This window comes from Mycobacterium canetti CIPT 140010059 (genome assembly GCF_000253375.1).
In the GTDB taxonomy this organism is placed as follows: domain Bacteria; phylum Actinomycetota; class Actinomycetes; order Mycobacteriales; family Mycobacteriaceae; genus Mycobacterium; species Mycobacterium tuberculosis.
This window is the reverse complement of the sequence record NC_015848.1, coordinates 2397770-2421599: the sequence shown is the minus strand read 5'-3', so window position 1 is coordinate 2421599 and position 23830 is coordinate 2397770. Positions and strand designations below refer to the sequence as shown.

Sequence of the window (23830 nt, the reverse complement as noted above, 5' to 3'; positions counted from 1 at the left end):
GCCACTCGTGCGTAACTGGCGACACGTTAGAAACCTTTGTTGTTGGCGATCTCGACTTCCTCATACGCAAGCGCGCCATTCGCCAGGGTCCGGACCAATTTTCGATGAAAGGCCGTGCCCCGAGCGGCTTGCACCTGGTACTGCTGCCCGTGGCTACTAAAGAACAGCGATAACTTTTTTGATACGTAGTCGGCGGCCGGGGGAGGAACCCTGGTGGTCACCGAGGCCACCGCGGCATTGCTTACCGCCATGTGGGAACCAAGGGACTCCAGTGTCGCAGCTGCCGCCAACATCCCAAATGGGTCTACATTCACAAAGGACATGTGGTTTCTCCTCCTCGAAACTCAAAGAACCCGAGCTACTGCACAGGGAAAGATCAAGCGACCTAGTCACCTGCGCTCTATCTCATTGGCTGCTTGGTAATGGTGCGAACTGCTTAAATCCGCCGAATAACGGAATCGAAGGGTACAAAGTGCGCCCACCGGTGGCCGGTGGTGAGATCATCCCGATTTCTCCCACCCGAAGGTGCGAAATGCACACAATGTCCTCTGCGGAATGCCGCGGGCTGTAGGACTTTAAAACCTCCTGGTCTCAACCACGGGGAACACGCCACTGGTGCTTACCCCAGTCAAGCCATCGGGATCTACCCGCACCGGAACCACGACTCTTCTATTTCTATGTCATCTTTTACTTTTGGATGAGTCATAGTACTCCCTCTTGAACGCTTAGTTGCGTGACAAAATCGTACACCGAATACGGAACGTGGAAGCGCGTGATGTGTACCATAGTGTGTTAGGTATTTCGTGTACAAAATGTGGACAAGCAGTGCATGTCAAAGGGTTTGACAAATTAATGATTGGTCGCCCGTGATGCGAAGTCACTCATGACGCATTCCTTACGGGCGGCCCAATCGCGCGGCTACAAAAAGGGCTTGTATCACTAGAGTGGAGTCGGTTTGCTCGACTTCTGGTCACGACGTCCGTCGAACAAGCCGTGTCCGTGCCCAAGTGTTACCCCGAGTAGTTCCGCCGCAAAGTGCTCGACTTGGTGGCTGCCGGCCGCCCCAAGGCAGGCGCAAACGTTGCCAATGAGGGCATCCGCGAGTTGAAGACCTGAAGTGGCGATCCTCAAAAAGGTCCCGTGAGCTGTTGCGAGAGCCGCACGGACTAGACGGCAGTAAGCGGCCATAGCAACGATGGCCGCAGAAAGACTTCCCGTGCAGAAGGCGTGTCGACTGCTCGAGGTCGCCGAGTCAGGCTACCGCGAATGACGTACACGACCGTGGTGCTCAACCCACCCCTGGCCACCCTGGAGGTGGCCGTGCTCGACGCCGACCGGCTACGGCGCGCGTTTCGGCGCATCGCGGGTGCCGCGTTGGGAAAACGGCTGCGGGAACTGGATCGCAAAGATGCCAAGGGACACAAGGGGGTTCCACGGGCGCCAAAGACTCCAAGTCCGACGGCGAATCGATGGATTAGTGACGGGCCTGCGCGCCGATTGACGAGATGCTGTCGACAATCCTGATGCTATGCTATCAAAATGCGGACGACTGTCACATTGGATGACGACGTCGAGCAGTTGGTAAGGCGCCGGATGGCCGAGCGGCAAGTGTCCTTCAAGAAGGCCCTCAACGACGCGATTCGCGACGGCGCCTCCGGGCGACCTGCGCCGAGTCACTTCAGCACCCGCACGGCAGACTTGGGCGTCCCTGCGGTCAACCTCGACCGGGCCTTGCAGCTTGCGGCCGACCTCGAGGACGAAGAGCTTGTGCGCCGTCAACGCCGCGGGTCATAGCGGTTGATGAAGATCGTCGACGCGAACGTCTTGCTCTACGCCGTGAACACCACAAGTGAGCACCACAAGCCGTCGCTGCGCTGGCTTGACGGTGCGCTGTCGGGCGCCGACCGCGTCGGGTTCGCCTGGGTGCCGTTGTTGTCGTTCGTGCGATTGGCGACCAAGGTGGGGTTGTTCCCCCGTCCGCTTCCGCGGGAGGCGGCCATCACCCAGGTCGCGGATTGGCTAGCCGCACCCAGCGCCGTCTTGGTGAATCCGACCGTCCGGCACGCCGATATCCTGGCGAGAATGCTGACGTACGTCGGAACCGGTGCCAACCTGGTCAACGACGCGCATCTGGCCGCGCTTGCCGTCGAGCATCGCGCCAGCATCGTGTCCTACGACAGTGACTTCGGCCGATTCGCAGGGGTGCGCTGGGATCAGCCGCCCGCGCTGTTGTGATGGTGCGTCAGGGCGTGATACGCGGGCCGCAGCAGCTCGGTCAGCGGCCGTCCGCGGGCGCTGAGTCCGGTGTCGGGCAGCTGGTCGAGCAACATCGATGGCGTTGCCGGCGGGCTGGGGACATTGATGTCGGCCTGCCGGGCGTAATAGCGATCTAGGCAGTCGGTGAGCGGCTGGGCCACTTGTTCGGCGTGGTCGGCGGCCGGTGCCGCTCCGTCGGCGCGGGCGGCGGCCAGGTTGGCCAGCAAGTCCTCCCGCTCGCGGCCACGCCATGCCAGGATGGCGAACGGGTCGTCGTCGAAGGACTCGGCGAGCAGGTAGAAGGTGGCGGCCAGGTGCTTGCATGGGACCGCGTAGTCGGGGCAGGAGCAGTCCAGTGACAGCTCTCGGGCGGTGCCGGGGAATAGCGACAGGCCCAGGCCGGCGAAGACGTCCTCGATGTCGTCGGGCATTTCGCCGGACAGCAATTTTGCTGCATACCAAGCGTTTTCGGCCAGGGTTCGCTCGACGTGCGCCCATTGCGACTTGCCGAACGCCGGAATGCCGATGCGGATCCGGTACGGCCGGGCCCGGCTGCCCTGCACCAGCGCGGTGACCAAACCGGCATCCACCTGCAGCGAGATCACCTGCCCTTTGCGCGCATAGCTGCGGCCGCGTTGCAGGCGGTTGCCCAGGCCGATGTCCTCTAGCACCGCAACGAACCGCTCCGACCACCAGGTCTGCGCGATCGCGCCGCGGGTGCTGCGCGCCTTGATCCCACCCTCGACCGGGCGCGGTCGCGACGGCGGTGGGTACCAGGTGCTACTCACCGACGGCGCTTTCGGACAGCGCGAACACCTCGCGCAGGTCGCGGGTGGACAGTTCGGTCAGCCAGCCTTCGCCGTCGGTGACCACAAGGTCGGCCAACGCCTTTTTCTCTTCGATCATCTCGTCGATTTTCTCCTCGAGGGTGCCGGTGCAGATGAACTTGCGCACCTGCACCGTGCGCCGCTGCCCGATCCGAAACGCCCGGTCTGTCGCCTGGTTCTCGACCGCCGGGTTCCACCAGCGGTCCAGGTGCACCACATGATTGGCGGCGGTGAGGTTCAGCCCGGTACCGCCGGCTTTCAACGACAGCAGAAAAATGGGCGGGCCGTCACCGGACTGGAACCGGGCCACCATCTCGTCACGCCGCTTCCTCGGGGTGCCACCGTGCAGGTAGGCAATGTCTCGGGCGGCACGGCCGAAGCGGGCGGCCAGGTGCGGCACCAGCAGCTCGGCGAACTCGGTGAACTGGGTAAAACACAGCACCCGGTCGCCCTCGGCCAGGATCTCTTCCAGGATCTCCTCGAGCCGGATCACCTTCCCGGACCGCCGACCGACCGGGGAGCGATCGTGCAGCAGCTGGGCGGGGTGGTTGCACACCTGTTTGAGCTTGGCCATCGCGGCCAGCACGTTGCCGCGCCGCTCGATCCCTTCGGTGTTTTCGATCTTTTCCATCATGTCGGCGACGACGGCCTGATACAGCGACGCCTGCTCGGTGGTGAGCTGGCAGTACTGCTTGATCTCGATCTTCTCCGGCAGGTCGTCGATGATCGCCGGGTCGGTCTTGAGCCGGCGCAGGATGTAGGGCCGCGTCGATGCGCGCAGCCGTTCGGCCGGTTCGGTGTGCCCGTGCCGCTCGATCGGGATCGCGTAGCGGGTGCGGAAACGTTCGGAGGATCCGAGCAGGCCCGGGTTGAGGAAGTCCATGATCGACCACAGTTCGGCGAGCCGGTTCTCCATCGGTGTCCCGGTCAGCGCCACCCGGTGCGCCGCGCGTAGCCGTCGCACCGCCTTGGCCGCCCGGGACAGGCTGTTCTTCACCGCCTGCGCCTCGTCCAGCACCACCCGGTTCCACTCGTATTCCGCCAGCTCGTCGATGTCGCGGGCGGCGGTGGTATAGGTGCTCACGACCAGGTCGGTGTGCTCGAGGTGGTCGCGCAACGCCTCGCCGTGCAGCCGGGCGCCCCCGTGGTGGGCGTACACCCGCAGGTTGGGCGCAAACCTGGCCGCTTCCCGCTGCCAGTTGCCCACCAACGACATCGGGCACAGCAGCAGTGTGGGTCCGACGCCGCGATCCTGGTGGCGCTGAACGGATTCCAAGGTTTCCAGCGCCAATAGCTGCACCGTTTTGCCCAGGCCCATGTCGTCGGCCAGGCAGCTGCCCAAACCGAGCGAGGACAAAAACGCCAGCCACGCCAGACCGCGCTGCTGGTAGGGACGCAGCGTCGCGGTGAATCCGTCGGGCGGGTCCAACGGCTGCAGCGACGCCGCGGCGGCCCCGGCGAGCAAGTCCCCGAGCCAGCCGTCGGCGCGTACGGCGGTGACCTCGAGCGGGGTGTCCACGTCGTCGGGGTGGCTGGCGGCCAGCGCGAGGATCTCGGCGGTGGTCTTGCGGCCAGTGGGCTTACGCTCCAAAAACTCCAGCCCGCGGCGCAGCTGTTCGGTATCGAGCGCCACCCACTGGCCACGCAGCCGGATCAGCGGGGCCTTGGTTTCGGTCAGCGCCGCGATCTCCTCCTCGCTGAGCGGATCGTCGCCCACGGCCAGCTCCCAGCGGAACTCGACGAGCTGCTCGCGGCCGAACTTGCTGGCCTTGCCCACCACGCCGTCGACCGGGGTATATGCGGACAGGACCAAGCCCAGCTTGCGGCGGCGGTCCCACCAGGACGGCAGCAGCACGCCAAACCCAGCCTCGTCGAGCACCGCGGCCGTACCCGACAGGAATCGGTAGGCGCCGTCGGCGTCGAGCTCAAGCCCGGACGGGCACGCGGTGCGCAGCGCCGGGACGAGCTCGGGGAAAATCCGAGAGGCCCGGCCCAGTTCGGTCAGCAGCAGCTCCTGCGGCCGGTCCAGCCAGCGGCGCAGGCTGCCGTCGTCGTTCCATGCCTGCTCGGCGGGGACCAGCAGGCTGGGGTCCTGCGTCGACTGCAATAAGAACTCCAGCCTCCACAACGAGCCCGCGGGCGTCTCCTCGTTTTCGGTCTCGACTTCGGACAGCCGAAACGTCGCCCGCGCCGGGCCGACCGTGCCGATACCGACGTCGTCCCATGGCCGCAACGCCTCGGCCAGCGCGTCGAGTTCGTCGGGCTCCGCGTCGAACCGGCCGTCCGGGCAGGTCAACGCGGTCAGCCAAGCCTCCACGGCCCGATGCCGTTTGGAGCGACCCCGTCGCGGGGGCAGCAGGTCCATCGGTGACAGCGCCGCGCGCACGGCGGCGTCGACCATCGCGTCCAGAGCCGAGGTTGCCAGTTCGTGCGGGTCGTGCCCACCAACTTCGGCGCGGCAGACCGGCGGCATCGCCGAGACCAGCGAGGTCATCGCGACCACGTCGCGTCCCTGCAACACCGGACGCCAGCAGGCGGCCGCGCCGTGGGTGTCGCGGCGCAGCTGGGGCAGCACGCGACCACGCTCGACCAACTCGCGCGCGAAAACGGCCAGCTCGGCCAGGTAGTCGACGGACGCGCCGTAGCGGACGTCGGGGGCGGGCTGGTCGAAGGCGGCCAACGCCGCGGTGGGGTCCAGGTCCACCACCGGTACCGTCCACGCCAACAGCATCGGATCGGCTCGCGCGGCCGGGCGCGGGGCGAGCCGGATCAGCTCCGGCGAGTCCAGCGGCGCCGATCGCAACGACGGCAACAGCAAAACGGCGGTTGCGGGTTTGCCCGGATGTATGCCGGCGATCAGGTCAGCGGGCGCCGCGAACGGGTGTGGCCGCGCGGAGCGCAGCGCCTGACTCGGGCTCTTCACCAGCAGATCGGAGTCCTCCGCCCACAGCCGCATCCCGCCGGAGTTGGACCAGAAGCCGTGCAAAACCAGCATGCAGTCCTTCTCTCTTGTCGACGGAGCGGCCGGCACGTTTCGCGGTTCTCCTGCGTCGACTGCGGCGCTGCGACATCGACCGATCGTAGCGGTTGGTCTTCTTGGATAGGTGCGGCGACACGAGAACTCGTCGGTGGTGTCCAGAAGGGGCGTGACATCCAGAAGGGGTGTTTGACATGAGGTGGGAATAGCCGCCCATCAGAACGGTGGTGGCTTGTTGCGTTCGGCCATGTACGCGTCGTTGAGGGCGCGTTCGGCGTTGATGCGGTGGGCCAGCTCGGCGGCTCGGGTCCGGCGCCGTCGCGGCATCATCAGGCCGCGTGCGTCGACGTTGACTGCTGCCGTTGGTGTTTGGGGTAGTTCGGCGGTGGTGGTGTGCCAGGTGGGAAAGAAGATGCGGCTGCCGGGATGGGTAGTGTAGGTGTGGCCGTTGGGCGCGGTCCAGATGACCGTGCCATCGGGTAACTGCACATCCCGCCAGCCCGTCCAGAAAGTTTTCAAAAGGTGGTGTTTTCTACACGCGCACTTCAGATTTGATGGATGCGTCGGCCCCAACGGCCAGGGCGCCGAATGGTCGATATCACAAAACTCGGCGGGCACGTCACACCCGGGAAACCGGCACGTCAAATCCCGCATCCGGACGAATTCAGCCAGCTTGGCCGACGGCCGGTAGTGCGGCTCTGCTGCGAGATCGCCGGGATGGCGCACTTGGCTGATGGTGGCCCCACCCCGGATGAGTTCGGCCAGCAGCGGCGCGGGCACCACACCGCCGCCGGTGGTGATCAGCGCGGCCGGCGCGTGGGTGGCGGGGGGATCGGGTTCGGGGTCGGGTGTCAACGCCTCGAACAGGGTCGTCTCCGGGGTGAGGGGCCGCGAAGGGGGTTCGTCGCCGGATAGGTGTGGGTCGGGTTGTGCGTCAAGTGCTGAGGCGTCGGCGACGACGTGGATGACCACACCGGCGGCCCGCTCGTCGTTGCCGGCACCGGAGGGGCAGTCGGGCTTGCCGCAGCCGCACGCCAGGTGGTCGGCGCCGGCGGCCAGCGCGCCCAGCGCGTCGGCGCGGCGCTGGGCCAGGGTGCGCGGGTCATCCTCGCACACGCCGTGGGCCATCTCGGTGAGCCGGCGATCCAGCATCGCGGCGTCGGTGGCATACAGCCGGCCCCACAGCGCGGCGGTGCCGGCGTCCTCATCGGGATCACCGATGCATAGGTCGCGGGTGCGGGCCGAGATACGGCTGCGCCGCAGCGCCCCGGGATCGTAGCGATCGATCCAGGAGTCGATGGCCTTTTCCAGTTTGGGGGCCGACAGCGGCCCCCACGCGCCGGCGTGTTCGGCCAGGGCGGCATCGAGCAGACTCAGTGCGTGCGGGTCGCGAACGAGGTAGGTCCGCCAGGCGATGATCGAGAAAAGCCGCGCACCAAGATGCCCGGCCAAAAACAACGCCGCCACCTGGGGCAGCCGGTTCAGGGCAAGGCTCAGATGCATTTGTCCGGAGGCTTTGCCGTGGCTGATAGTCAACGCCGCAGCCACCTCCGCGGCCGCGCAGTCCCAGAAGTCACACGCCCAGTCGGCCCGCTGGTCCGCGCCGGTGCGCCGGCCGGTCAGCTCGGCGATCGCCGACAACCGCCGGGCGCTCGCAGCCGCCTCCACACGAGCGCAGTCCTCGATCGCGGCCACCAGCGCGCCATCATCGGATCGGCACAGCTCCGTCGGGTCCGGCAGCGATATCTCGAACATGTGTGCGATACTAGTAGCGGCCACCGACAGCACGACGGTTCGCGTCACGGGTCGTCTGAGAAGCCCCGCTGGGTGCGCTGCGGCGAACGACGGTTCGAACAGTGCCCCGGCCATCACCTTCGACCACTCGCGTTAACCACCAGCCATCGCCAATGCTGGCGCCGGCGCAGCGCTGAGCTGCGACGAATGTGGCGAACACCCCGACTGAGGGTGGGGGATCGCAATACGATATTCCTGCCATACGCATCGACGGTTCCGGCGCAGCCGGGTTATCGCGGGTTGGTGGGAGGTGCGCAATGTCGTTTGTGATTGCGAGCCCGGAGGCATTGCTGGCTGCGGCCACGGATTTAGCGGCCATCCGTTCGACCATCAGGGCAGCGAACGCGGCGGCGGCGGTCCCGACGACGGGGGCGTTGGCGCCCGCCGCCGATGAGGTGTCGGCGGGCATAGCGGCGCTATTTGGCGCCCAGGCCCAGAGCTATCAAGCGGTCAGCGCCCAAGCGGCGGCGTTTCATGACCGGTTCGTCCAACTGCTTAACGCCGGTGGAGGTTCATATGCGAGCGCCGAGATTGCCAACGCGCAGCAGAACCTGCTGAACGCGGTGAACGCGCCCACCCAGACGCTGCTGGGGCGTCCGCTGGTCGGCGACGGCGCCGACGGGGCCAGTGGTCCGGTGGGACAGCCCGGCGGGGACGGCGGCATCTTGTGGGGCAACGGCGGCAACGGTGGCGACAGCACGAGCCCCGGGGTTGCCGGGGGAGCCGGCGGGTCAGCGGGGCTGATCGGCAACGGCGGCAGGGGCGGCAACGGTGCGCCCGGCGGTGCAGGAGGCAATGGCGGCCTGGGCGGATTGCTGCTGGGCAACGGGGGTGCCGGGGGAGTCGGCGGTACCGGTGACAACGGTGTGGGAGACCTCGGTGCTGGCGGCGGGGGAGGCGATGGCGGTTTGGGTGGACGGGCGGGGCTGATCGGTCACGGCGGTGCCGGCGGAAACGGTGGGGACGGTGGGCACGGCGGGAGCGGCAAGGCCGGCGGCAGTGGCGGCAGTGGCGGCTTCGGCCAGTTCGGTGGCGCCGGCGGGCTGCTGTACGGCAATGGAGGGGCGGCCGGTTCCGGCGGCAACGGTGGCGATGCAGGTACCGGCGTCTCCAGCGACGGTTTCGCCGGGTTGGGCGGCAGCGGTGGCCGGGGCGGCGACGCGGGGCTGATTGGTGTCGGCGGCGGCGGCAACGGCGGCGACCCAGGGCTCGGTGCGCGCCTGTTCCAGGTAGGTAGTCGCGGCGGCGACGGTGGGGTCGGCGGGTGGCTGTACGGCGATGGCGGCGGCGGCGACGGCGGTAATGGGGGGCTGCCATTTATTGGCTCCACCAACGCCGGCAACGGCGGCAGCGCGCGGCTCATCGGCAACGGTGGTGCCGGCGGTAGCGGCGGGAGCGGCGCGCCTGGCTCGGTCAGCAGCGGTGGCGTCGGGGGCGCGGGCAACCCCGGCGGCAGCGGTGGCAACGGCGGCGTGTGGTACGGCAACGGTGGCGCCGGCGGGGCCGCCGGCCAAGGGGGGCCCGGCATGAACACCACCTCGCCCGGCGGGCCGGGCGGTGTCGGCGGGCACGGCGGCACCGCCATCTTGTTCGGCGACGGTGGCGCCGGTGGGGCTGGCGCCGCCGGCGGACCCGGTACTCCGGACGGGGCCGCGGGGCCCGGCGGCAGCGGCGGCACCGGCGGGCTGCTGTTCGGAGTCCCCGGCCCGTCCGGCCCGGACGGGTAACGGGCGTGGCTATCGCGCCGCCGCCAACCAACAACCAGTACCCTCAAATACGTGCAGCGTCGAATCATGGGCATCGAAACCGAGTTCGGTGTCACCTGCACATTTCACGGTCACCGTCGGCTGTCCCCGGACGAGGTGGCCCGCTACCTGTTTCGCCGTGTGGTGTCCTGGGGCCGCAGCTCCAACGTCTTCCTGCGTAACGGTGCGCGCCTGTATCTCGACGTGGGCAGTCATCCCGAGTACGCCACCGCCGAATGCGACAGCCTGGTGCAGCTGGTCACCCATGACCGGGCCGGTGAATGGGTGCTGGAAGACCTGCTCGTTGACGCCGAGCAGCGGCTGGCCGACGAGGGCATCGGCGGCGACATCTACCTGTTCAAGAACAACACCGATTCGGCGGGCAACTCCTACGGCTGCCACGAAAACTACCTGATCGTGCGGGCCGGTGAGTTCTCCCGGATCTCCGACGTGCTGCTGCCCTTCCTGGTCACCCGCCAGCTGATCTGCGGGGCCGGCAAGGTGCTGCAGACCCCCAAGGCCGCCACCTACTGCTTAAGCCAACGCGCCGAACACATTTGGGAGGGCGTCTCTAGCGCCACGACCCGATCCCGCCCCATTATCAACACCCGCGACGAGCCACATGCCGACGCCGAGAAGTACCGGCGGCTGCACGTCATCGTCGGCGACTCCAACATGTCCGAGACCACCACCATGCTCAAGGTGGGCACCGCGGCGCTCGTGCTGGAAATGATCGAAAGTGGAGTCGCCTTCCGTGATTTTTCCCTGGATAACCCGATCCGCGCCATCCGTGAGGTTAGCCATGATGTCACCGGTCGCCGGCCGGTGCGGTTGGCCGGAGGCCGTCAGGCCAGCGCGCTGGACATCCAGCGGGAGTACTACACCCGAGCAGTCGAGCACTTGCAGACTCGGGAGCCCAACGCGCAGATCGAGCAGGTCGTCGACCTGTGGGGCCGCCAACTCGATGCCGTCGAAAGCCAGGATTTCGCCAAGGTCGACACCGAAATCGACTGGGTGATCAAACGCAAGCTGTTTCAGCGTTATCAGGACCGCTATGACATGGAGTTGTCCCACCCGAAGATCGCTCAGCTGGATCTGGCCTACCACGACATCAAGCGCGGACGCGGGATCTTTGATCTCCTGCAGCGCAAAGGGTTGGCCGCGCGCGTCACCACCGACGAAGAAATCGCGGAGGCCGTCGATCAGCCCCCACAGACCACCCGGGCCCGGCTGCGCGGTGAGTTCATCAGCGCCGCGCAGGAGGCGGGACGTGATTTCACCGTCGACTGGGTACATCTCAAACTCAACGACCAGGCGCAGCGCACCGTGCTGTGCAAAGACCCATTCCGGGCGGTCGATGAGCGGGTTAAGCGGCTGATCGCGAGCATGTAGCACCACCAATGGCGACCTCGAAAGTCGAACGGCTGGTCAATCTCGTCATAGCCTTGCTGTCCACTCGCGGCTACATCACTGCGGAGAAGATCAGGTCCAGCGTGGCAGGCTATTCGGACAGCCCCAGCGCTGAGGCGTTCTCCCGGATGTTCGAGCGCGACAAGAACGAGCTGCGTGACCTCGGCATTCCGCTCGAGGTCGGCAGGGTCTCGGCGTTGGAGCCCACCGAGGGCTATCGCATCAACCGCGACGCCTACGCCCTGTCGCCTGTCGAGCTGACCCCGGATGAGGCGGCCGCGGTAGCCGTCGCCACCCAGCTGTGGGAGTCACCGGAGTTGATCACCGCGACCCAGGGCGCGTTGTTGAAGCTGCGGGCCGCCGGGGTGGACGTCGATCCCTTGGATACCGGGGCACCGGTGGCCATCGCGTCGGCGGCGGCCGTTTCGGGACTGCGCGGCTCTGAGGACGTTCTCGGAATCTTGTTGTCGGCCATCGATTCCGGGCAGGTGGTGCAGTTCTCTCATCGATCGTCGCGCGCAGAGCCGTACACCGTTCGGACCGTCGAGCCGTGGGGTGTGGTTACCGAGAAGGGCCGCTGGTATCTGGTCGGCCACGACCGCGACCGGGATGCAACCCGCGTCTTCCGGCTGTCCCGGATCGGAGCGCAGGTGACGCCAATCGGGCCGGCCGGCGCAACCACCGTGCCTGCCGGTGTGGACCTACGCAGCATCGTGGCGCAGAAGGTGACGGAGGCGCCGACCGGTGAGCAAGCCACGGTATGGGTAGCCGAGGGTCGGGCCACCGCGTTGCGACGTGCCGGGCGGTCCGCCGGGCCGCGACAACTTGGCGGTCGCGATGGCGAGGTGATCGAGCTTGAGATTCGATCCAGCGACCGGCTGGCGCGTGAGATCACCGGCTATGGGGCCGACGCAATCGTGCTGCAGCCCGGGTCTCTGCGCAACGATGTGCTGGCCCGACTACGCGCGCAAGCCGGAGCACTGGCATGAGCGCCCTGTCCACCCGGCTGGTGCGGCTGCTCAACATGGTGCCGTACTTCCAGGCCAACCCCCGGATCACCCGCGCCGAGGCCGCCGCCGAGCTGGGTGTCACCGCCAAGCAGCTGGAGGAGGATCTCAACCAGCTGTGGATGTGCGGCCTTCCGGGCTATTCCCCGGGTGACCTCATCGACTTCGAATTCTGCGGTGACACCATCGAGGTGACGTTCTCGGCGGGCATCGACCGGCCGTTAAAGCTCACATCGCCGGAGGCCACCGGGCTGCTGGTGGCGTTGCGGGCGCTGGCGGACATTCCCGGCGTGGTCGACCCGCAGGCGGCGCGCAGCGCCATCGCCAAGATCGCCGCCGCGGCCGGCGCGGTGGCCGCCGTTGCCGAACAGGTACCCACAGAAAGCCCGGCCGCCGCGGCCGTACGGGCCGCGGTGCGGGACAGGCGGGCTCTGACCATCGACTATTACGCCGCGTCGCATGACACCCTCACCACTCGGATCGTGGATCCCATCCGGGTGCTGTTGATCGGCGGGCACAGCTATTTGGAGGCCTGGTCACGTGAGGCCGAAGGGGTCCGCCTGTTCCGTTTCGACCGGATTGTCGATGCCGCCGAGTTGGGCGAGCCCGCGGTTCCGCCGGAACCGGCACGGCAGGCGCCACCGGACACGTCGCTGTTCGACGGTGACCTATCGCTGCCGTCGGCGACGTTGCGGGTGGCACCGTCGGCGTTGTGGATGTTGGAGTACTACCCGATTCGGGAGCTACGACAGCTGCCGGACGGCTCCTGTGAGGTGGCCATGACCTACGCCTCTGAGGATTGGATGACGCGCCTATTGCTGGGCTTCGGTTCGGACGTGCGCGTTCTGGCGCCGGAGTCGCTCGCTCAGCGGGTTCGCGACGCCGCGACGGCCGCGCTGGATGCATACCAGGCAGCTGCGCCGCCGTGACGGCGCGAAATCTCCGGGTGCCGCGGCCGCTGCGGTAGCATCGGGTCAACGTCTGGAGGTAATCAAAGTGGGCAGTCTGAGTCCGTGGCATTGGGCGATCCTCGCTGTCGTGGTGATCGTGTTGTTCGGTGCCAAGAAGCTCCCCGATGCGGCGCGCTCGTTGGGCAAGTCGTTGCGAATCTTTAAGTCCGAGGTCCGTGAACTGCAGAACGAGAACAAAGCGGAAGCGTCTATCGAGACCCCCACGCCGGTGCAATCGCAGCGTGTCGACCCCTCAGCGGCGTCTGGTCAAGACAGCACCGAGGCTCGGCCGGCTTAGCCCGGGCGTCGCTTCAGTGCGCGCCGCCGGTCTTCTCAAACGGCTCAACCCACGTAACAGGCGCAGCCGCGTCAATCCTGACGCGACGATGTCGCTGGTCGACCACCTGACCGAGTTACGCACCAGGTTGCTGATCTCCCTGGCCGCGATCTTGGTCACCACAATCTTCGGGTTCGTCTGGTATTCGCATTCGATTTTCGGGTTGGACAGCCTCGGAGAGTGGCTGCGGCATCCCTACTGTGCCCTGCCGCAGTCGGCCCGGGCGGATATCAGCGCCGACGGAGAGTGCCGTTTGTTGGCCACCGCGCCGTTCGACCAGTTCATGTTGCGGCTCAAGGTCGGGATGGCCGCCGGGATTGTGCTGGCTTGCCCGGTGTGGTTCTACCAGCTGTGGGCGTTCATCACGCCTGGTCTCTACCAGAAGGAGCGCCGCTTCGCGGTGGCGTTCGTGATCCCGGCAGCGGTGCTGTTCGTCGCCGGTGCCGTACTGGCCTACCTGGTGTTGTCCAAGGCGTTGGGCTTTTTGTTGACCGTCGGCAGCGACGTGCAGGTGACCGCGCTGTCTGGCGACCGCTACTTTGGCTTTCTGCTCAACCTGCTGGTGGTGTTCGGGGTCAGCTTCGAATTCCCCCTGCTGATCGTGATGCTGAACCTGGCGGGCCTGCTGACCTATGAGCGGCTCAAGTCTTGGCGGCGCGGGTTGATCTTTGCGATGTTCGTCTTCGCGGCGATCTTCACGCCCGGATCCGATCCGTTCTCGATGACCGCGCTCGGTGCGGCGTTGACCGTGCTGCTAGAGCTCGCCATTCAGATCGCCCGCGTGCATGACAAGCGAAAAGCCAAGCGCGAAGGCGCGATTCCCGACGACGAAGCTTCGGTCATCGACCCGCCCTCGCCGGTGCCGGCGCCGTCGGTCATCGGATCTCATGACGACGTCACGTAGGCCCGCTAGCCGCGAGCGGGCGCGGTCAACTGGCGAGGCGGCGGCGACGTGACTGAGCTGGTCGAGCTGGACCGGTTCACCGCGGACCTGCCGTTCTCGCTCGACGACTTTCAACAGCGGGCTTGCAGCGCGCTGGAACGCGGCCACGGTGTGCTGGTGTGCGCGCCGACCGGCGCTGGCAAGACGGTGGTCGGCGAGTTCGCCGTGCACCTGGCGCTGGCGGCCGGCAGTAAATGTTTCTACACCACGCCGCTGAAAGCCCTGAGCAACCAAAAGCACACCGATCTCACAGCACGCTACGGCCGTGACCAGATCGGGCTGCTGACCGGTGACCTGTCGGTCAACGGCAACGCGCCGGTGGTGGTGATGACCACCGAAGTGCTGCGCAACATGCTCTACGCGGATTCGCCTGCGCTGCAGGGGCTTTCCTATGTGGTGATGGATGAGGTGCATTTCCTCGCCGACCGGATGCGGGGTCCGGTGTGGGAGGAGGTGATCCTGCAACTGCCCGACGACGTGCGGGTGGTCAGCCTGTCGGCGACGGTGAGCAACGCCGAGGAGTTCGGCGGTTGGATCCAGACGGTGCGGGGCGACACCACGGTGGTGGTCGACGAGCATCGGCCGGTGCCGTTGTGGCAACACGTCTTGGTGGGCAAGCGTATGTTCGACCTGTTCGATTACCGGATCGGCGAAGCCGAAGGGCAGCCCCAAGTCAACCGCGAGTTGCTGCGCCACATCGCGCATCGCCGTGAGGCCGACCGGATGGCCGATTGGCAGCCTCGGCGCCGAGGCTCGGGCCGGCCCGGCTTCTACCGGCCACCCGGCCGACCCGAGGTGATCGCCAAACTCGACGCTGAAGGGCTGTTGCCGGCGATCACCTTCGTGTTCTCCCGGGCCGGTTGTGACGCCGCGGTCACCCAATGCCTGCGGTCACCGCTGCGGTTGACCAGCGAAGAGGAGCGCGCACGGATTGCCGAGGTGATCGACCACCGCTGCGGTGACCTGGCCGACTCCGACCTGGCGGTACTCGGCTACTACGAATGGCGGGAAGGGTTACTGCGCGGTCTGGCCGCCCACCACGCGGGCATGTTGCCGGCCTTCCGGCACACGGTGGAGGAGCTGTTCACCGCCGGTTTGGTCAAGGCTGTATTCGCCACCGAGACTCTGGCGCTCGGTATCAACATGCCGGCCCGCACGGTGGTGCTGGAGCGGCTGGTGAAGTTCAACGGTGAGCAGCACATGCCGCTGACGCCGGGGGAGTACACCCAACTGACCGGTCGCGCCGGCCGGCGCGGTATCGACGTCGAGGGTCACGCGGTGGTGATCTGGCACCCGGAAATTGAACCGTCCGAGGTGGCGGGCCTGGCCTCCACCCGCACCTTTCCGCTGCGCAGCTCGTTTGCCCCGTCGTACAACATGACGATCAACCTGGTGCACCGGATGGGTCCGCAACAGGCGCACCGACTGCTCGAGCAGTCGTTCGCCCAATATCAGGCCGACCGATCCGTGGTCGGACTGGTCCGCGGAATTGAGCGGGGCAACAGGATACTCGGCGAAATCGCAGCCGAACTGGGCGGATCTGATGCGCCCATCCTCGAATACGCTCGATTGCGCGCGCGGGTGTCCGAGCTGGAACGTGCGCAGGCCCGCGCGTCGCGGTTACAGCGACGGCAGGCGGCCACCGATGCGCTGGCCGCGCTGCGCCGTGGTGACATCATCACCATCACCCACGGCCGCCGCGGTGGTCTGGCCGTCGTCCTGGAATCAGCCCGCGACCGCGACGACCCGCGTCCGCTGGTGCTAACCGAACACCGATGGGCGGGACGGATCTCCTCGGCCGACTACTCGGGCACGACGCCGGTGGGGTCGATGACGCTGCCCAAGCGGGTGGAGCACCGCCAGCCGCGGGTCCGGCGCGACCTGGCCTCGGCGCTGCGATCGGCAGCCGCGGGTCTGGTTATTCCAGCCGCCCGGCGCGTCAGCGAGGCCGGCGGGTTTCACGATCCGGAGCTGGAGTCGTCGCGCGAACAATTGCGCCGTCATCCGGTGCATACCTCGCCCGGGCTCGAGGACCAGATCCGCCAGGCCGAGCGTTACTTACGCATCGAACGCGACAACGCGCAATTAGAGAGGAAGGTCGCCGCCGCCACCAACTCGTTGGCCCGCACGTTCGACCGATTCGTCGGGCTGCTCACCGAACGGGAGTTCATCGATGGCCCGGCCACTGATCCCGTGGTCACCGACGACGGCCGGCTGCTGGCGCGGATTTACAGCGAGAGCGACCTGTTGGTGGCCGAGTGCCTACGTACAGGTGCGTGGGAGGGTTTAAAGCCGGCCGAATTGGCGGGGGTGGTGTCGGCGGTGGTCTACGAGACGCGCGGTGGTGACGGCCCGGGCGCCCCGTTCGGAGCCGATGTGCCCACACCGCGGTTACGGCAGGCTCTGACTCAGACATCAAGGCTGTCCACGACATTGCGCGCCGACGAGCAGGCACACCGCATCACCCCGAGTCGCGAACCCGACGATGGCTTTGTCAGAGTCATCTACCGCTGGTCGCGAACCGGTGATCTAGCGGCGGCATTGGCCGCTGCCGACGTGAACGGCAGCGGATCACCGTTATTGGCAGGGGATTTCGTGCGTTGGTGCCGCCAGGTGCTCGATCTGCTGGACCAAGTTCGTAACGCTGCGCCCAACCCCGAACTGCGGGCTACCGCAAAGCGCGCTATCGGTGACATTCGGCGCGGCGTCGTCGCGGTTGACGCCGGGTAGGCTGGGCCAGAGTTACGGTTAACACAGACTGAGGAGAAGCGATGAGCGGACCGCAGGGATCGGACCCAAGGCAGCCGTGGCAGCCGCCCGGCCAGGGCGCCGACCATTCCTCGGACCCCACCGTGGCCGCGGGATATCCCTGGCAGCAGCAGCCGACCCAGGAGGCGACGTGGCAGGCCCCGGCGTACACACCGCAGTACCAACAGCCGGCTGACCCGGCGTACCCGCAGCAGTACCCGCAGCCCACACCCGGCTATGCGCAGCCCGAACAGTTCGGTGCACAGCCCACCCAGCTCGGCGTGCCCGGTCAGTACGGCCAATACCAGCAGCCGGGCCAATATGGCCAGCCGGGACAGTACGGCCAGACCGGCCAGTACGCACCGCCCGGTCAGTACCCCGGGCAATACGGCCCGTATGGCCAGTCGGGTCAGGGGTCGAAGCGTTCGGTTGCGGTGATCGGCGGCGTGATCGCCGTGATGGCCGTGCTGTTCATCGGCGCGGTTCTGATACTCGGCTTCTGGGCACCCGGATTCTTCGTCACCACCAAGCTGGACGTCATTAAGGCGCAGGCCGGTGTGCAGCAGGTTCTCACCGATGAGACCACGGGGTACGGCGCCAAGAACGTCAAAGACGTCAAGTGCAACAACGGTTCAGACCCCACGGTCAAAAAGGGCGCCACCTTCGAATGCACGGTGAGCATCGACGGCACCTCAAAGCGCGTGACCGTGACCTTCCAGGACAACAAGGGCACCTACGAGGTCGGCCGGCCACAGTAATCGTCATCCGGGCAGCGTGTCGAGCGCTTTTTGTAGTCGCGCGATCGAGGATTCAACCCCGAATCGGGTCGCCAGCTCGGCGGTGCGCTCCGGGTCAGCTGCGACCAGCGGCAACCTGTCGGTGGGTGTCGACAGCGTGACCGGTGCGTCGGTGGCGACCCGCACTACCCGGTCGGCGGCCTTGATGTAGGCCGACGCGGCAAGCAGTTTGGTACGTAGGCCCTTGGCCATCGTGGTCTTGGGGTCGTCGGCGGCCGCCATGATCTGATCTAGCGAGCCGTGTCGGGCCAGTAGGGTAGCGGCGGTCTTCTCGCCGACGCCTGGCACGCCGGGTAGGCCGTCGGACGGATCGCCACGCAGCAGCGCGAGTTCGGCGTAGGCCGCGCCGGCGCGATGTGCCGGCAACCCGTAGCGCTCGGCGACCTCGGCCGGTCCGAACAAGGTGGCCTTGGCAAGGCCGCGGCCCAGGTAGAGCACCCGGACCGGGACCGGATCGTCGGCGACCACTTGCAGCAGGTCGCGGTCTCCGCTGACCACGATTACCGGGTCGCGGCGCTCCCGGGTTGCCAGCGTGCCCAGCACGTCGTCGGCTTCGAATCCCGGGGCGCCTGCCATCGCGATCCCGAACGCGTCCAGTAACTCCATGATCATGTCGACCTGCGGGGTCAGCTCGTCGGGCACCTCCTCGACGTCGGGCTGGCCGTTGGGCTCAGGCTCAGCCACCCGGTGTGCCTTGTATGACGGGATCAGGTCCACCCGGAACTGCGGGCGCCAATCCAAGTCGAGGCAGACCGCCAGCCGGTTTGGCCGCTGCTGTGTGATCACCACCGCCATGGAGTCGATGAAGCCGCGTACGGCGTTGACCGGCCGGCCATCCGGAGCGGTGATCGATGATGGCACACCGAAGAACGAGCGGAACCACATGCTGGCGCCGTCCAGTAGCACCAGTGGCGATCGCAAGCGCGGCGGAGCCGGGTGCAGCGGGTCGCCACTTGTTGGGTCCAGTGGCGATCGCAAGCGTGGCGGAGCCGGGTGCAGCGGGTCGCCACTTGTTGGGTCCAGTGGCGATCGCAAGCGTGGCGGAGCCGGGTGCAGCGGGTCGCCACTTGTTGGGTCCAGTGGCGATCGCAAGCGCGGCGGAGCCGGGTGCGGCGGGTCGCCACTTGTTGGGTCCAGTGGCGATCGCAAGCGCGGCGGAGCCGGGTGCGGCGGGTCGTCACGCATCGGATCGGGTGCGGGCATGCGGGCTATCTTGCCAGCGCTCGCGAACGCGCGGTTAACCTGGCTGACATGGGTTCTCGCCGATTCGACGCCGAGGTTTATGCACGGCGGCTGGCTTTAGCGGCGGCCGCGACGGCGGACGCCGGTCTGGCGGGTCTGGTGATAACTCCCGGCTACGACCTGTGTTACCTCATCGGGTCGCGAGCGGAGACGTTCGAGCGGCTCACCGCGTTGGTGTTGCCGGCCGCCGGTGCGCCGGCGGTTGTGCTGCCGCGGCTGGAGCTCGCCGCCCTCAAGCAATCCGCCGCAGCGGAATTGGGTCTGCGCGTGTGCGATTGGGTCGACGGTGACGACCCCTACGGGTTGGTGAGTGCGGTGTTGGGCGGAGCTCCGGTAGCGACCGCGGTCACCGATTCCATGCCGGCGTTGCACATGTTGCCGCTGGCCGACGCACTGGGTGTGCTGCCGGTATTGGCCACCGACGTGCTGCGCAGGCTGCGGATGGTCAAGGAGGAAACCGAGATCGACGCGCTGCGTAAGGCCGGCGCGGCGATCGATCGAGTGCATGCCCGAGTGCCGGAGTTTCTGGTCCCGGGCCGAACGGAAGCCGACGTAGCCGCCGACATCGCCGAAGCAATTGTCGCCGAAGGGCATTCGGAGGTAGCGTTCGTCATCGTGGGCTCCGGGCCGCACGGCGCCGACCCGCATCACGGATATTCGGACCGCGAATTGCGGGAGGGTGACATAGTTGTCGTCGACATCGGCGGCACGTATGGGCCTGGATACCACTCCGACTCCACCCGAACCTACAGCATCGGCGAGCCTGATTCTGATGTAGCGCAGTCATATTCGATGTTGCAGCGAGCCCAGCGGGCGGCGTTCGAGGCCATCCGCCCAGGGGTGACAGCGGAGCAGGTGGACGCCGCCGCGCGTGACGTGCTCGCCGAGGCCGGGCTCGCGGAGTATTTTGTGCACCGCACCGGGCACGGCATCGGGCTGTGCGTGCACGAGGAGCCCTATATCGTCGCCGGCAATGACCTGGTGTTGGTTCCCGGCATGGCGTTTTCCATCGAGCCGGGAATCTATTTCCCGGGCCGGTGGGGCGCCCGCATCGAGGACATCGTGATCGTGACCGAGGACGGTGCTGTGTCTGTCAACAACTGCCCGCACGAGTTGATCGTGGTGCCGGTGTCCTAGGCCAATGGTGTCGCGCTCAGCCGGGTATCTTGGCGAGGATGTAGTTGGTGATGCCGATGACCGCCTGCTGGCCGCGGCTGGTGTCGGGCGTCATGATGTCAGAGCTGGACCCCATCGGTTGGACAGGCCGCGGCGGTTCGTAGGTGGAGGGCTGCTGCTGGTTATGCCGCTTGCGGTAGCGACAGGGTCTGATGGTAGACCTCGTCAGGGGTACGGTGGTTCACATCCTGGTGACGTCGTCGGCTGTTGTAGAACTCGAAGTAGTCGCCGAGCCCTTTCTTGGCCTGGGTGCCGTTCTCATATGCCTTGAGGTAGACCTCCTCGTATTTGACGCTGCGCCAAAGCCGTTCGATGAATACGTTGTCCATCCACCGGCCCCGACCATCCATGCTGATGGTGATGCCGTGGCGGTTCAGCACCCCGGTGAATGCCTCGCTGGTGAACTGGGCGCCTTGGTCGGTGTTGAACATTTCCGGAGCGCCGTAGGCTTCGATCGCCGCGGTGAGGGCATCAATGCAGAAACTGGTGTCCATCGTGTTGGACAGCCGCCAGCACAGCACCTTGCGCGAGTACCAGTCCATGACTGCAACGAGGTACATGAAGCCGTGGGCCATCGGCAGATACGTCACGTCCGCGCACCACACCTGATTGGGCCGGTCGATTTTCAGCCCGCGCAGCAGGTACGGGTAGATCCGCTGCCCGAGCGCCGGGATCGTGGTCCGTCGCTTCGGATACAAAGCCGCCAGCCCCATGATGCGCATCAGGCGCACCACCTTCTTGCGATTGACCACCAAGCCGTCCTCGGCAAGGGCGTCGACGATGCGTCGACTGCCTAAAAACGGGTGGGTCAGGTGGATTTCATCGATCCTGCGCATCAGATCGATGTCGCCGGCCGGCGTCGGCTTGGGCTGGTAGTACACCGTTGAACGCGCCACATCCAGCAGCTCGCACTGGCTGGTGACGGGCAACCTGTCGTCGCGGTCGATCATGGCACGCCTCACTTGGGGTCCAAGCGCGCGAGCCCGCGATCTAAAAAATCGCGCTCCATCGTCAGCTCACCGATCTTGGCGTGCAGCTCCTTGATCTTGGCCTCGCTATCGGCGACTAGCCCCGAGCCGGACCCGAACATGCCAGCAGCGCCTTCCAGCAGCTGCCGCTTCCACGCCGTGATCTGGTTCGGGTGCACATCGAAGCGCTGCGCCAATTGCGCCAACGTCTGCTCTTCGGTCAATGCCGCCAACGCCACCTTGGCCTTGAACTGCGGCGAATGATTCCTACGCTTGCGCCTTGCCATGAGATCCGCTCCTTCGACTGTTCAGCCATCATCGAAGCAGCCCCCACTTAACCCACTGTCCAAGAACACGGGTCCATCTCTGACTTCCGGCGTCGCGATGATGAATAGCTCCGCCAAACGGGCGACCTCGGTGAGTCTGGAAGGCCGTGGCGTAATGCGCGTTCGACGAACGCTGCGTCTTTGGTCAGCGAGCATTCCAAGCCCGCGATCACACCGGCGTAGGCGTCGACCACGAACGCGGTGTAGCCGGAACTCCACGTCATCGGCGCGTAGGTGAAGTCGGCCGCTTCCAGCAGGTTCGTTGCTAAAGCCCGCCATTGCCGACCCGCCAGGTCTAGGGCCTGGGCCGCGGCCGGGTCTGGTTCGGTGGTGTGTGACGTGCGCTGCGAGGGGCACTCCGCGCCAACCGTTGGCCCGCATGATCGTCTTCACCGTGGCAGAGGGCCACCGGAAGCCCTGGCGCTGCAGGTGCGCCCACATCTTCAGGCTGCCGTACAGGCATTCCGGTGGGCGTTTGCCCTCGGCGTCGGGTTCGTAGTAGCGGGCCAGGATTTCGGTGATTGTGGTGTCCCACAGTGCGCGTTTCGAAGGCGCTGCCGCGCGATCCGCGAAATAGGTGCGCGAGGCGATCTGCACGCCGTGCACGGCCAGTGCCCGACAGATCGGTGTGACCCCGTAGGTGTGCTTGTGCTTGTCGCCGAACGCGCAGATCAGCGGTGTCGTGGGTCGCACTTCCGCGCGAAGAAACTCGTTGCGACCTTGAGTATTTCGATGGTTTGCTCAAGCTCGCTGGTCTTTACGCTCCCGCTTCTGCTGGCGGACACGCCGGCCACCACACCGCTATCGACCTCGGCTTGACCTGCCCACCGGCGCAGCGTCTCCGCGCTGATCCCCAGAGACCAACCGCACCGCCGAGCGTGAACTGGGGGGCCAGATTCCGGGCTCGGCCGAAATCTCGCCCTCAGAACACGCTCGGCGGCGCCAACGAACGACACCACGTCGCACATGTCGCTCACGTCCCATACTCACCTACAGTGACGCGGCCGCCCCCAAACCCAGTGCCGGTCAACAATCAAGGCGGCGGAAAGCGGTCATGTGTCAGCAAGAGATGGACCCGTGTTCTTGGACAGTGGGTTAAGTGGGGGCTGCTTCGATGATGGCTGAACAGTCGAAGGAGCGGATCTCATGGCAAGGCGCAAGCGTAGGAATCATTCGCCGCAGTTCAAGGCCAAGGTGGCGTTGGCGGCATTGACCGAAGAGCAGACGTTGGCGCAATTGGCGCAGCGCTTCGATGTGCACCCGAACCAGATCACGGCGTGGAAGCGGCAGCTGCTGGAAGGCGCTGCTGGCATGTTCGGGTCCGGCTCGGGGCCAGTCGCCGATAGCGAGGCCAAGATCAAGGAGCTGCACGCCAAGATCGGTGAGCTGACGATGGAGCGCGATTTTTTAGATCGCGGGCTCGCGCGCTTGGACCCCAAGTGAGGCGTGCCATGATCGACCGCGACGACAGGTTGCCCGTCACCAGCCAGTGCGAGCTGCTGGATGTGGCGCGTTCAACGGTGTACTACCAGCCCAAGCCGACGCCGGCCGGCGACATCGATCTGATGCGCAGGATCGATGAAATCCACCTGACCCACCCGTTTTTAGGCAGTCGACGCATCGTCGACGCCCTTGCCGACGACGGCTTGGTGGTCAATCGCAAGAAGGTGGTGCGCCTGATGCGCATCATGGGGCTGGCGGCTTTGTATCCGAAGCGACGGACCACGATCCCGGCGCTCGGGCAGCGGATCTACCCGTACCTGCTGCGCGGGCTGAAAATCGACCGGCCCAATCAGGTGTGGTGCGCGGACGTGACGTATCTGCCGATGGCCCACGGCTTCATGTACCTCGTTGCAGTCATGGACTGGTACTCGCGCAAGGTGCTGTGCTGGCGGCTGTCCAACACGATGGACACCAGTTTCTGCATTGATGCCCTCACCGCGGCGATCGAAGCCTACGGCGCTCCGGAAATGTTCAACACCGACCAAGGCGCCCAGTTCACCAGCGAGGCATTCACCGGGGTGCTGAACCGCCACGGCATCACCATCAGCATGGATGGTCGGGGCCGGTGGATGGACAACGTATTCATCGAACGGCTTTGGCGCAGCGTCAAATACGAGGAGGTCTACCTCAAGGCATATGAGAACGGCACCCAGGCCAAGAAAGGGCTCGGCGACTACTTCGAGTTCTACAACAGCCGACGACGTCACCAGGATGTGAACCACCGTACCCCTGACGAGGTCTACCATCAGACCCTGTCGCTACCGCAAGCGGCATAACCAGCAGCAGCCCTCCACCTACGAACCGCCGCGGCCTGTCCAACCGAT

General features: G+C 66.3%; 19 protein-coding genes and 2 pseudogenes. 13 read left to right on the top strand and 8 right to left on the bottom strand.

Features of this window, described 5'->3' with window-relative positions:
• Window positions 1-26: 26 nt before the first annotated feature.
• Window positions 27-323 (bottom strand): PE family protein, encoded by a 297-nt coding sequence (locus MCAN_RS11150; RefSeq protein WP_014001136.1) that lies wholly within the window; start codon window positions 321-323, stop codon window positions 27-29.
• A gap of 943 nt (window positions 324-1266) precedes the next feature.
• On the opposite strand from MCAN_RS11150, the gene MCAN_RS11145 reads away from it, so the two are divergent.
• From MCAN_RS11145 to MCAN_RS11135, 3 genes are read left to right on the top strand one after another with little or no spacing between them, the layout of a single operon-like run.
• Window positions 1267-1524, top strand: a complete 258-nt coding sequence (locus tag MCAN_RS11145) for a hypothetical protein (RefSeq protein WP_041180102.1) — start codon at window positions 1267-1269, stop codon at window positions 1522-1524.
• 15 nt (window positions 1525-1539) lie between these two features.
• On the top strand, window positions 1540-1794 hold the full coding sequence (locus MCAN_RS11140) for an antitoxin (protein ID WP_003410814.1): 255 nt from the start codon (window positions 1540-1542) through the stop codon (window positions 1792-1794).
• A 6-nt stretch (window positions 1795-1800) separates the two neighbouring features.
• Window positions 1801-2235, top strand: a complete 435-nt coding sequence (locus tag MCAN_RS11135; protein WP_014001135.1) for a type II toxin-antitoxin system VapC family toxin — start codon at window positions 1801-1803, stop codon at window positions 2233-2235.
• On the opposite strand, the gene MCAN_RS11130 is transcribed toward MCAN_RS11135, so the two are convergent.
• The 3 genes from MCAN_RS11130 to MCAN_RS11120 form a co-directional block, all read right to left on the bottom strand.
• Window positions 2214-3044, bottom strand: a complete 831-nt coding sequence (locus MCAN_RS11130) for an SWIM zinc finger family protein (protein ID WP_041180101.1) — start codon at window positions 3042-3044, stop codon at window positions 2214-2216. The genes MCAN_RS11135 and MCAN_RS11130 overlap by 22 nt on opposite strands.
• Window positions 3037-6078 carry a DEAD/DEAH box helicase gene (locus MCAN_RS11125; protein ID WP_014001133.1) on the bottom strand — a complete coding sequence of 1014 codons (3042 nt, stop codon included), beginning with the start codon at window positions 6076-6078 and terminating at the stop codon, window positions 3037-3039. The genes MCAN_RS11130 and MCAN_RS11125 overlap by 8 nt, the downstream gene beginning before the upstream one ends.
• A 198-nt stretch (window positions 6079-6276) precedes the next feature.
• On the bottom strand, window positions 6277-7815 hold the full coding sequence (locus MCAN_RS11120; RefSeq protein WP_181518765.1) for an HNH endonuclease signature motif containing protein: 1539 nt from the start codon (window positions 7813-7815) through the stop codon (window positions 6277-6279).
• 296 nt (window positions 7816-8111) lie between these two features.
• Between MCAN_RS11120 and MCAN_RS11115 the strand changes: the two genes are divergently transcribed.
• The 8 genes from MCAN_RS11115 to MCAN_RS11080 all read left to right on the top strand — a co-directional run bounded on the left by MCAN_RS11115 (window position 8112) and on the right by MCAN_RS11080 (window position 17752).
• Window positions 8112-9581, top strand: a complete 1470-nt coding sequence (locus tag MCAN_RS11115; RefSeq protein ID WP_014001131.1) for a PE family protein — start codon at window positions 8112-8114, stop codon at window positions 9579-9581.
• Window positions 9582-9632: 51 nt separating this feature from the next.
• Window positions 9633-10991 carry a Pup--protein ligase gene (gene pafA / locus MCAN_RS11110; protein WP_003410781.1) on the top strand — a complete coding sequence of 453 codons (1359 nt, stop codon included), beginning with the start codon at window positions 9633-9635 and terminating at the stop codon, window positions 10989-10991.
• A gap of 8 nt (window positions 10992-10999) precedes the next feature.
• The gene (locus MCAN_RS11105) at window positions 11000-11998 is read left to right on the top strand and encodes a helix-turn-helix transcriptional regulator (RefSeq protein WP_014001130.1); all 999 of its coding nucleotides are present in this window, start codon (window positions 11000-11002) and stop codon (window positions 11996-11998) included.
• Window positions 11995-12945 carry a helix-turn-helix transcriptional regulator gene (locus MCAN_RS11100; RefSeq protein WP_014001129.1) on the top strand — a complete coding sequence of 317 codons (951 nt, stop codon included), beginning with the start codon at window positions 11995-11997 and terminating at the stop codon, window positions 12943-12945. Before MCAN_RS11105 ends, MCAN_RS11100 begins: the two co-directional genes overlap by 4 nt.
• A gap of 67 nt (window positions 12946-13012) precedes the next feature.
• A complete protein-coding gene (gene tatA, locus MCAN_RS11095) occupies window positions 13013-13264 on the top strand; it encodes a Sec-independent protein translocase subunit TatA (protein WP_003410768.1) in 252 nt (83 codons plus the stop codon).
• Between the two features lie 16 nt (window positions 13265-13280).
• The gene (gene tatC / locus MCAN_RS11090; protein ID WP_014001128.1) at window positions 13281-14207 is read left to right on the top strand and encodes a twin-arginine translocase subunit TatC; all 927 of its coding nucleotides are present in this window, start codon (window positions 13281-13283) and stop codon (window positions 14205-14207) included.
• A gap of 48 nt (window positions 14208-14255) precedes the next feature.
• Window positions 14256-16976, top strand: a complete 2721-nt coding sequence (locus tag MCAN_RS11085) for a DEAD/DEAH box helicase (RefSeq protein ID WP_014001127.1) — start codon at window positions 14256-14258, stop codon at window positions 16974-16976.
• A gap of 41 nt (window positions 16977-17017) precedes the next feature.
• Window positions 17018-17752 (top strand): DUF4333 domain-containing protein, encoded by a 735-nt coding sequence (locus MCAN_RS11080; protein ID WP_014001126.1) that lies wholly within the window; start codon window positions 17018-17020, stop codon window positions 17750-17752.
• Window positions 17753-17755: 3 nt separating this feature from the next.
• Here the strand turns inward: MCAN_RS11080 and MCAN_RS11075 are convergent, their stop codons facing one another.
• Window positions 17756-18712 (bottom strand): 5'-3' exonuclease, encoded by a 957-nt coding sequence (locus MCAN_RS11075; RefSeq protein WP_041180270.1) that lies wholly within the window; start codon window positions 18710-18712, stop codon window positions 17756-17758.
• A gap of 330 nt (window positions 18713-19042) precedes the next feature.
• Between MCAN_RS11075 and MCAN_RS11070 the strand changes: the two genes are divergently transcribed.
• Window positions 19043-20170: a M24 family metallopeptidase gene (locus MCAN_RS11070; protein WP_003410743.1), complete on the top strand. Its 1128-nt coding sequence runs from the start codon at window positions 19043-19045 to the stop codon at window positions 20168-20170.
• A gap of 16 nt (window positions 20171-20186) precedes the next feature.
• Here the strand turns inward: MCAN_RS11070 and MCAN_RS24145 are convergent.
• The 3 genes and pseudogenes from MCAN_RS24145 to MCAN_RS22430 form a co-directional block, all read right to left on the bottom strand.
• Window positions 20187-20270, bottom strand: a pseudogene (locus tag MCAN_RS24145) (hypothetical protein); the annotation flags it as partial.
• A 61-nt stretch (window positions 20271-20331) separates the two neighbouring features.
• Window positions 20332-21464 (bottom strand): IS3 family transposase gene (locus tag MCAN_RS11065; protein WP_407635586.1). Its coding sequence is split into 2 segments (ribosomal slippage): window positions 20332-21209 and window positions 21209-21464, totalling 1134 coding nucleotides; the frame shifts between segments, so codons are not numbered across the junction.
• 82 nt (window positions 21465-21546) lie between these two features.
• Window positions 21547-22360, bottom strand: a pseudogene (locus tag MCAN_RS22430) (IS3-like element ISMyma10 family transposase); the annotation flags it as partial.
• Window positions 22361-22649: 289 nt separating this feature from the next.
• Here MCAN_RS22430 and MCAN_RS11040 point away from each other — a divergent pair.
• Window positions 22650-23782, top strand: a protein-coding gene (locus MCAN_RS11040) for an IS3 family transposase (RefSeq protein WP_407635585.1) whose coding sequence is annotated in 2 segments (ribosomal slippage) — window positions 22650-22920 and window positions 22920-23782 — 1134 coding nt in all. Because the reading frame shifts where the segments join, the coding sequence is not laid out codon by codon here.
• The last annotated feature ends 48 nt before the right edge of the window (window positions 23783-23830 follow it).

What these genes read in the sequence shown, in the direction of transcription:
- MCAN_RS11135 (WP_014001135.1), top strand. Translation starts at nt 1,801, where the DNA reads ATGAAGATCGTCGACGCGAACGTCTTGCTCTACGCCGTGAACACCACA.
- MCAN_RS11145 (WP_041180102.1), top strand. Translation starts at nt 1,267, where the DNA reads ATGACGTACACGACCGTGGTGCTCAACCCACCCCTGGCCACCCTGGAG.
- MCAN_RS11125 (WP_014001133.1), bottom strand. Translation starts at nt 6,078, where the DNA reads ATGCTGGTTTTGCACGGCTTCTGGTCCAACTCCGGCGGGATGCGGCTG.
- MCAN_RS11120 (WP_181518765.1), bottom strand. Translation starts at nt 7,815, where the DNA reads ATGTTCGAGATATCGCTGCCGGACCCGACGGAGCTGTGCCGATCCGAT.
- MCAN_RS11080 (WP_014001126.1), top strand. Translation starts at nt 17,018, where the DNA reads ATGAGCGGACCGCAGGGATCGGACCCAAGGCAGCCGTGGCAGCCGCCC.
- MCAN_RS11150 (WP_014001136.1), bottom strand. Translation starts at nt 323, where the DNA reads ATGTCCTTTGTGAATGTAGACCCATTTGGGATGTTGGCGGCAGCTGCG.
- MCAN_RS11115 (WP_014001131.1), top strand. Translation starts at nt 8,112, where the DNA reads ATGTCGTTTGTGATTGCGAGCCCGGAGGCATTGCTGGCTGCGGCCACG.
- MCAN_RS11140 (WP_003410814.1), top strand. Translation starts at nt 1,540, where the DNA reads ATGCGGACGACTGTCACATTGGATGACGACGTCGAGCAGTTGGTAAGG.
- MCAN_RS11105 (WP_014001130.1), top strand. Translation starts at nt 11,000, where the DNA reads ATGGCGACCTCGAAAGTCGAACGGCTGGTCAATCTCGTCATAGCCTTG.
- MCAN_RS11070 (WP_003410743.1), top strand. Translation starts at nt 19,043, where the DNA reads ATGGGTTCTCGCCGATTCGACGCCGAGGTTTATGCACGGCGGCTGGCT.
- MCAN_RS11100 (WP_014001129.1), top strand. Translation starts at nt 11,995, where the DNA reads ATGAGCGCCCTGTCCACCCGGCTGGTGCGGCTGCTCAACATGGTGCCG.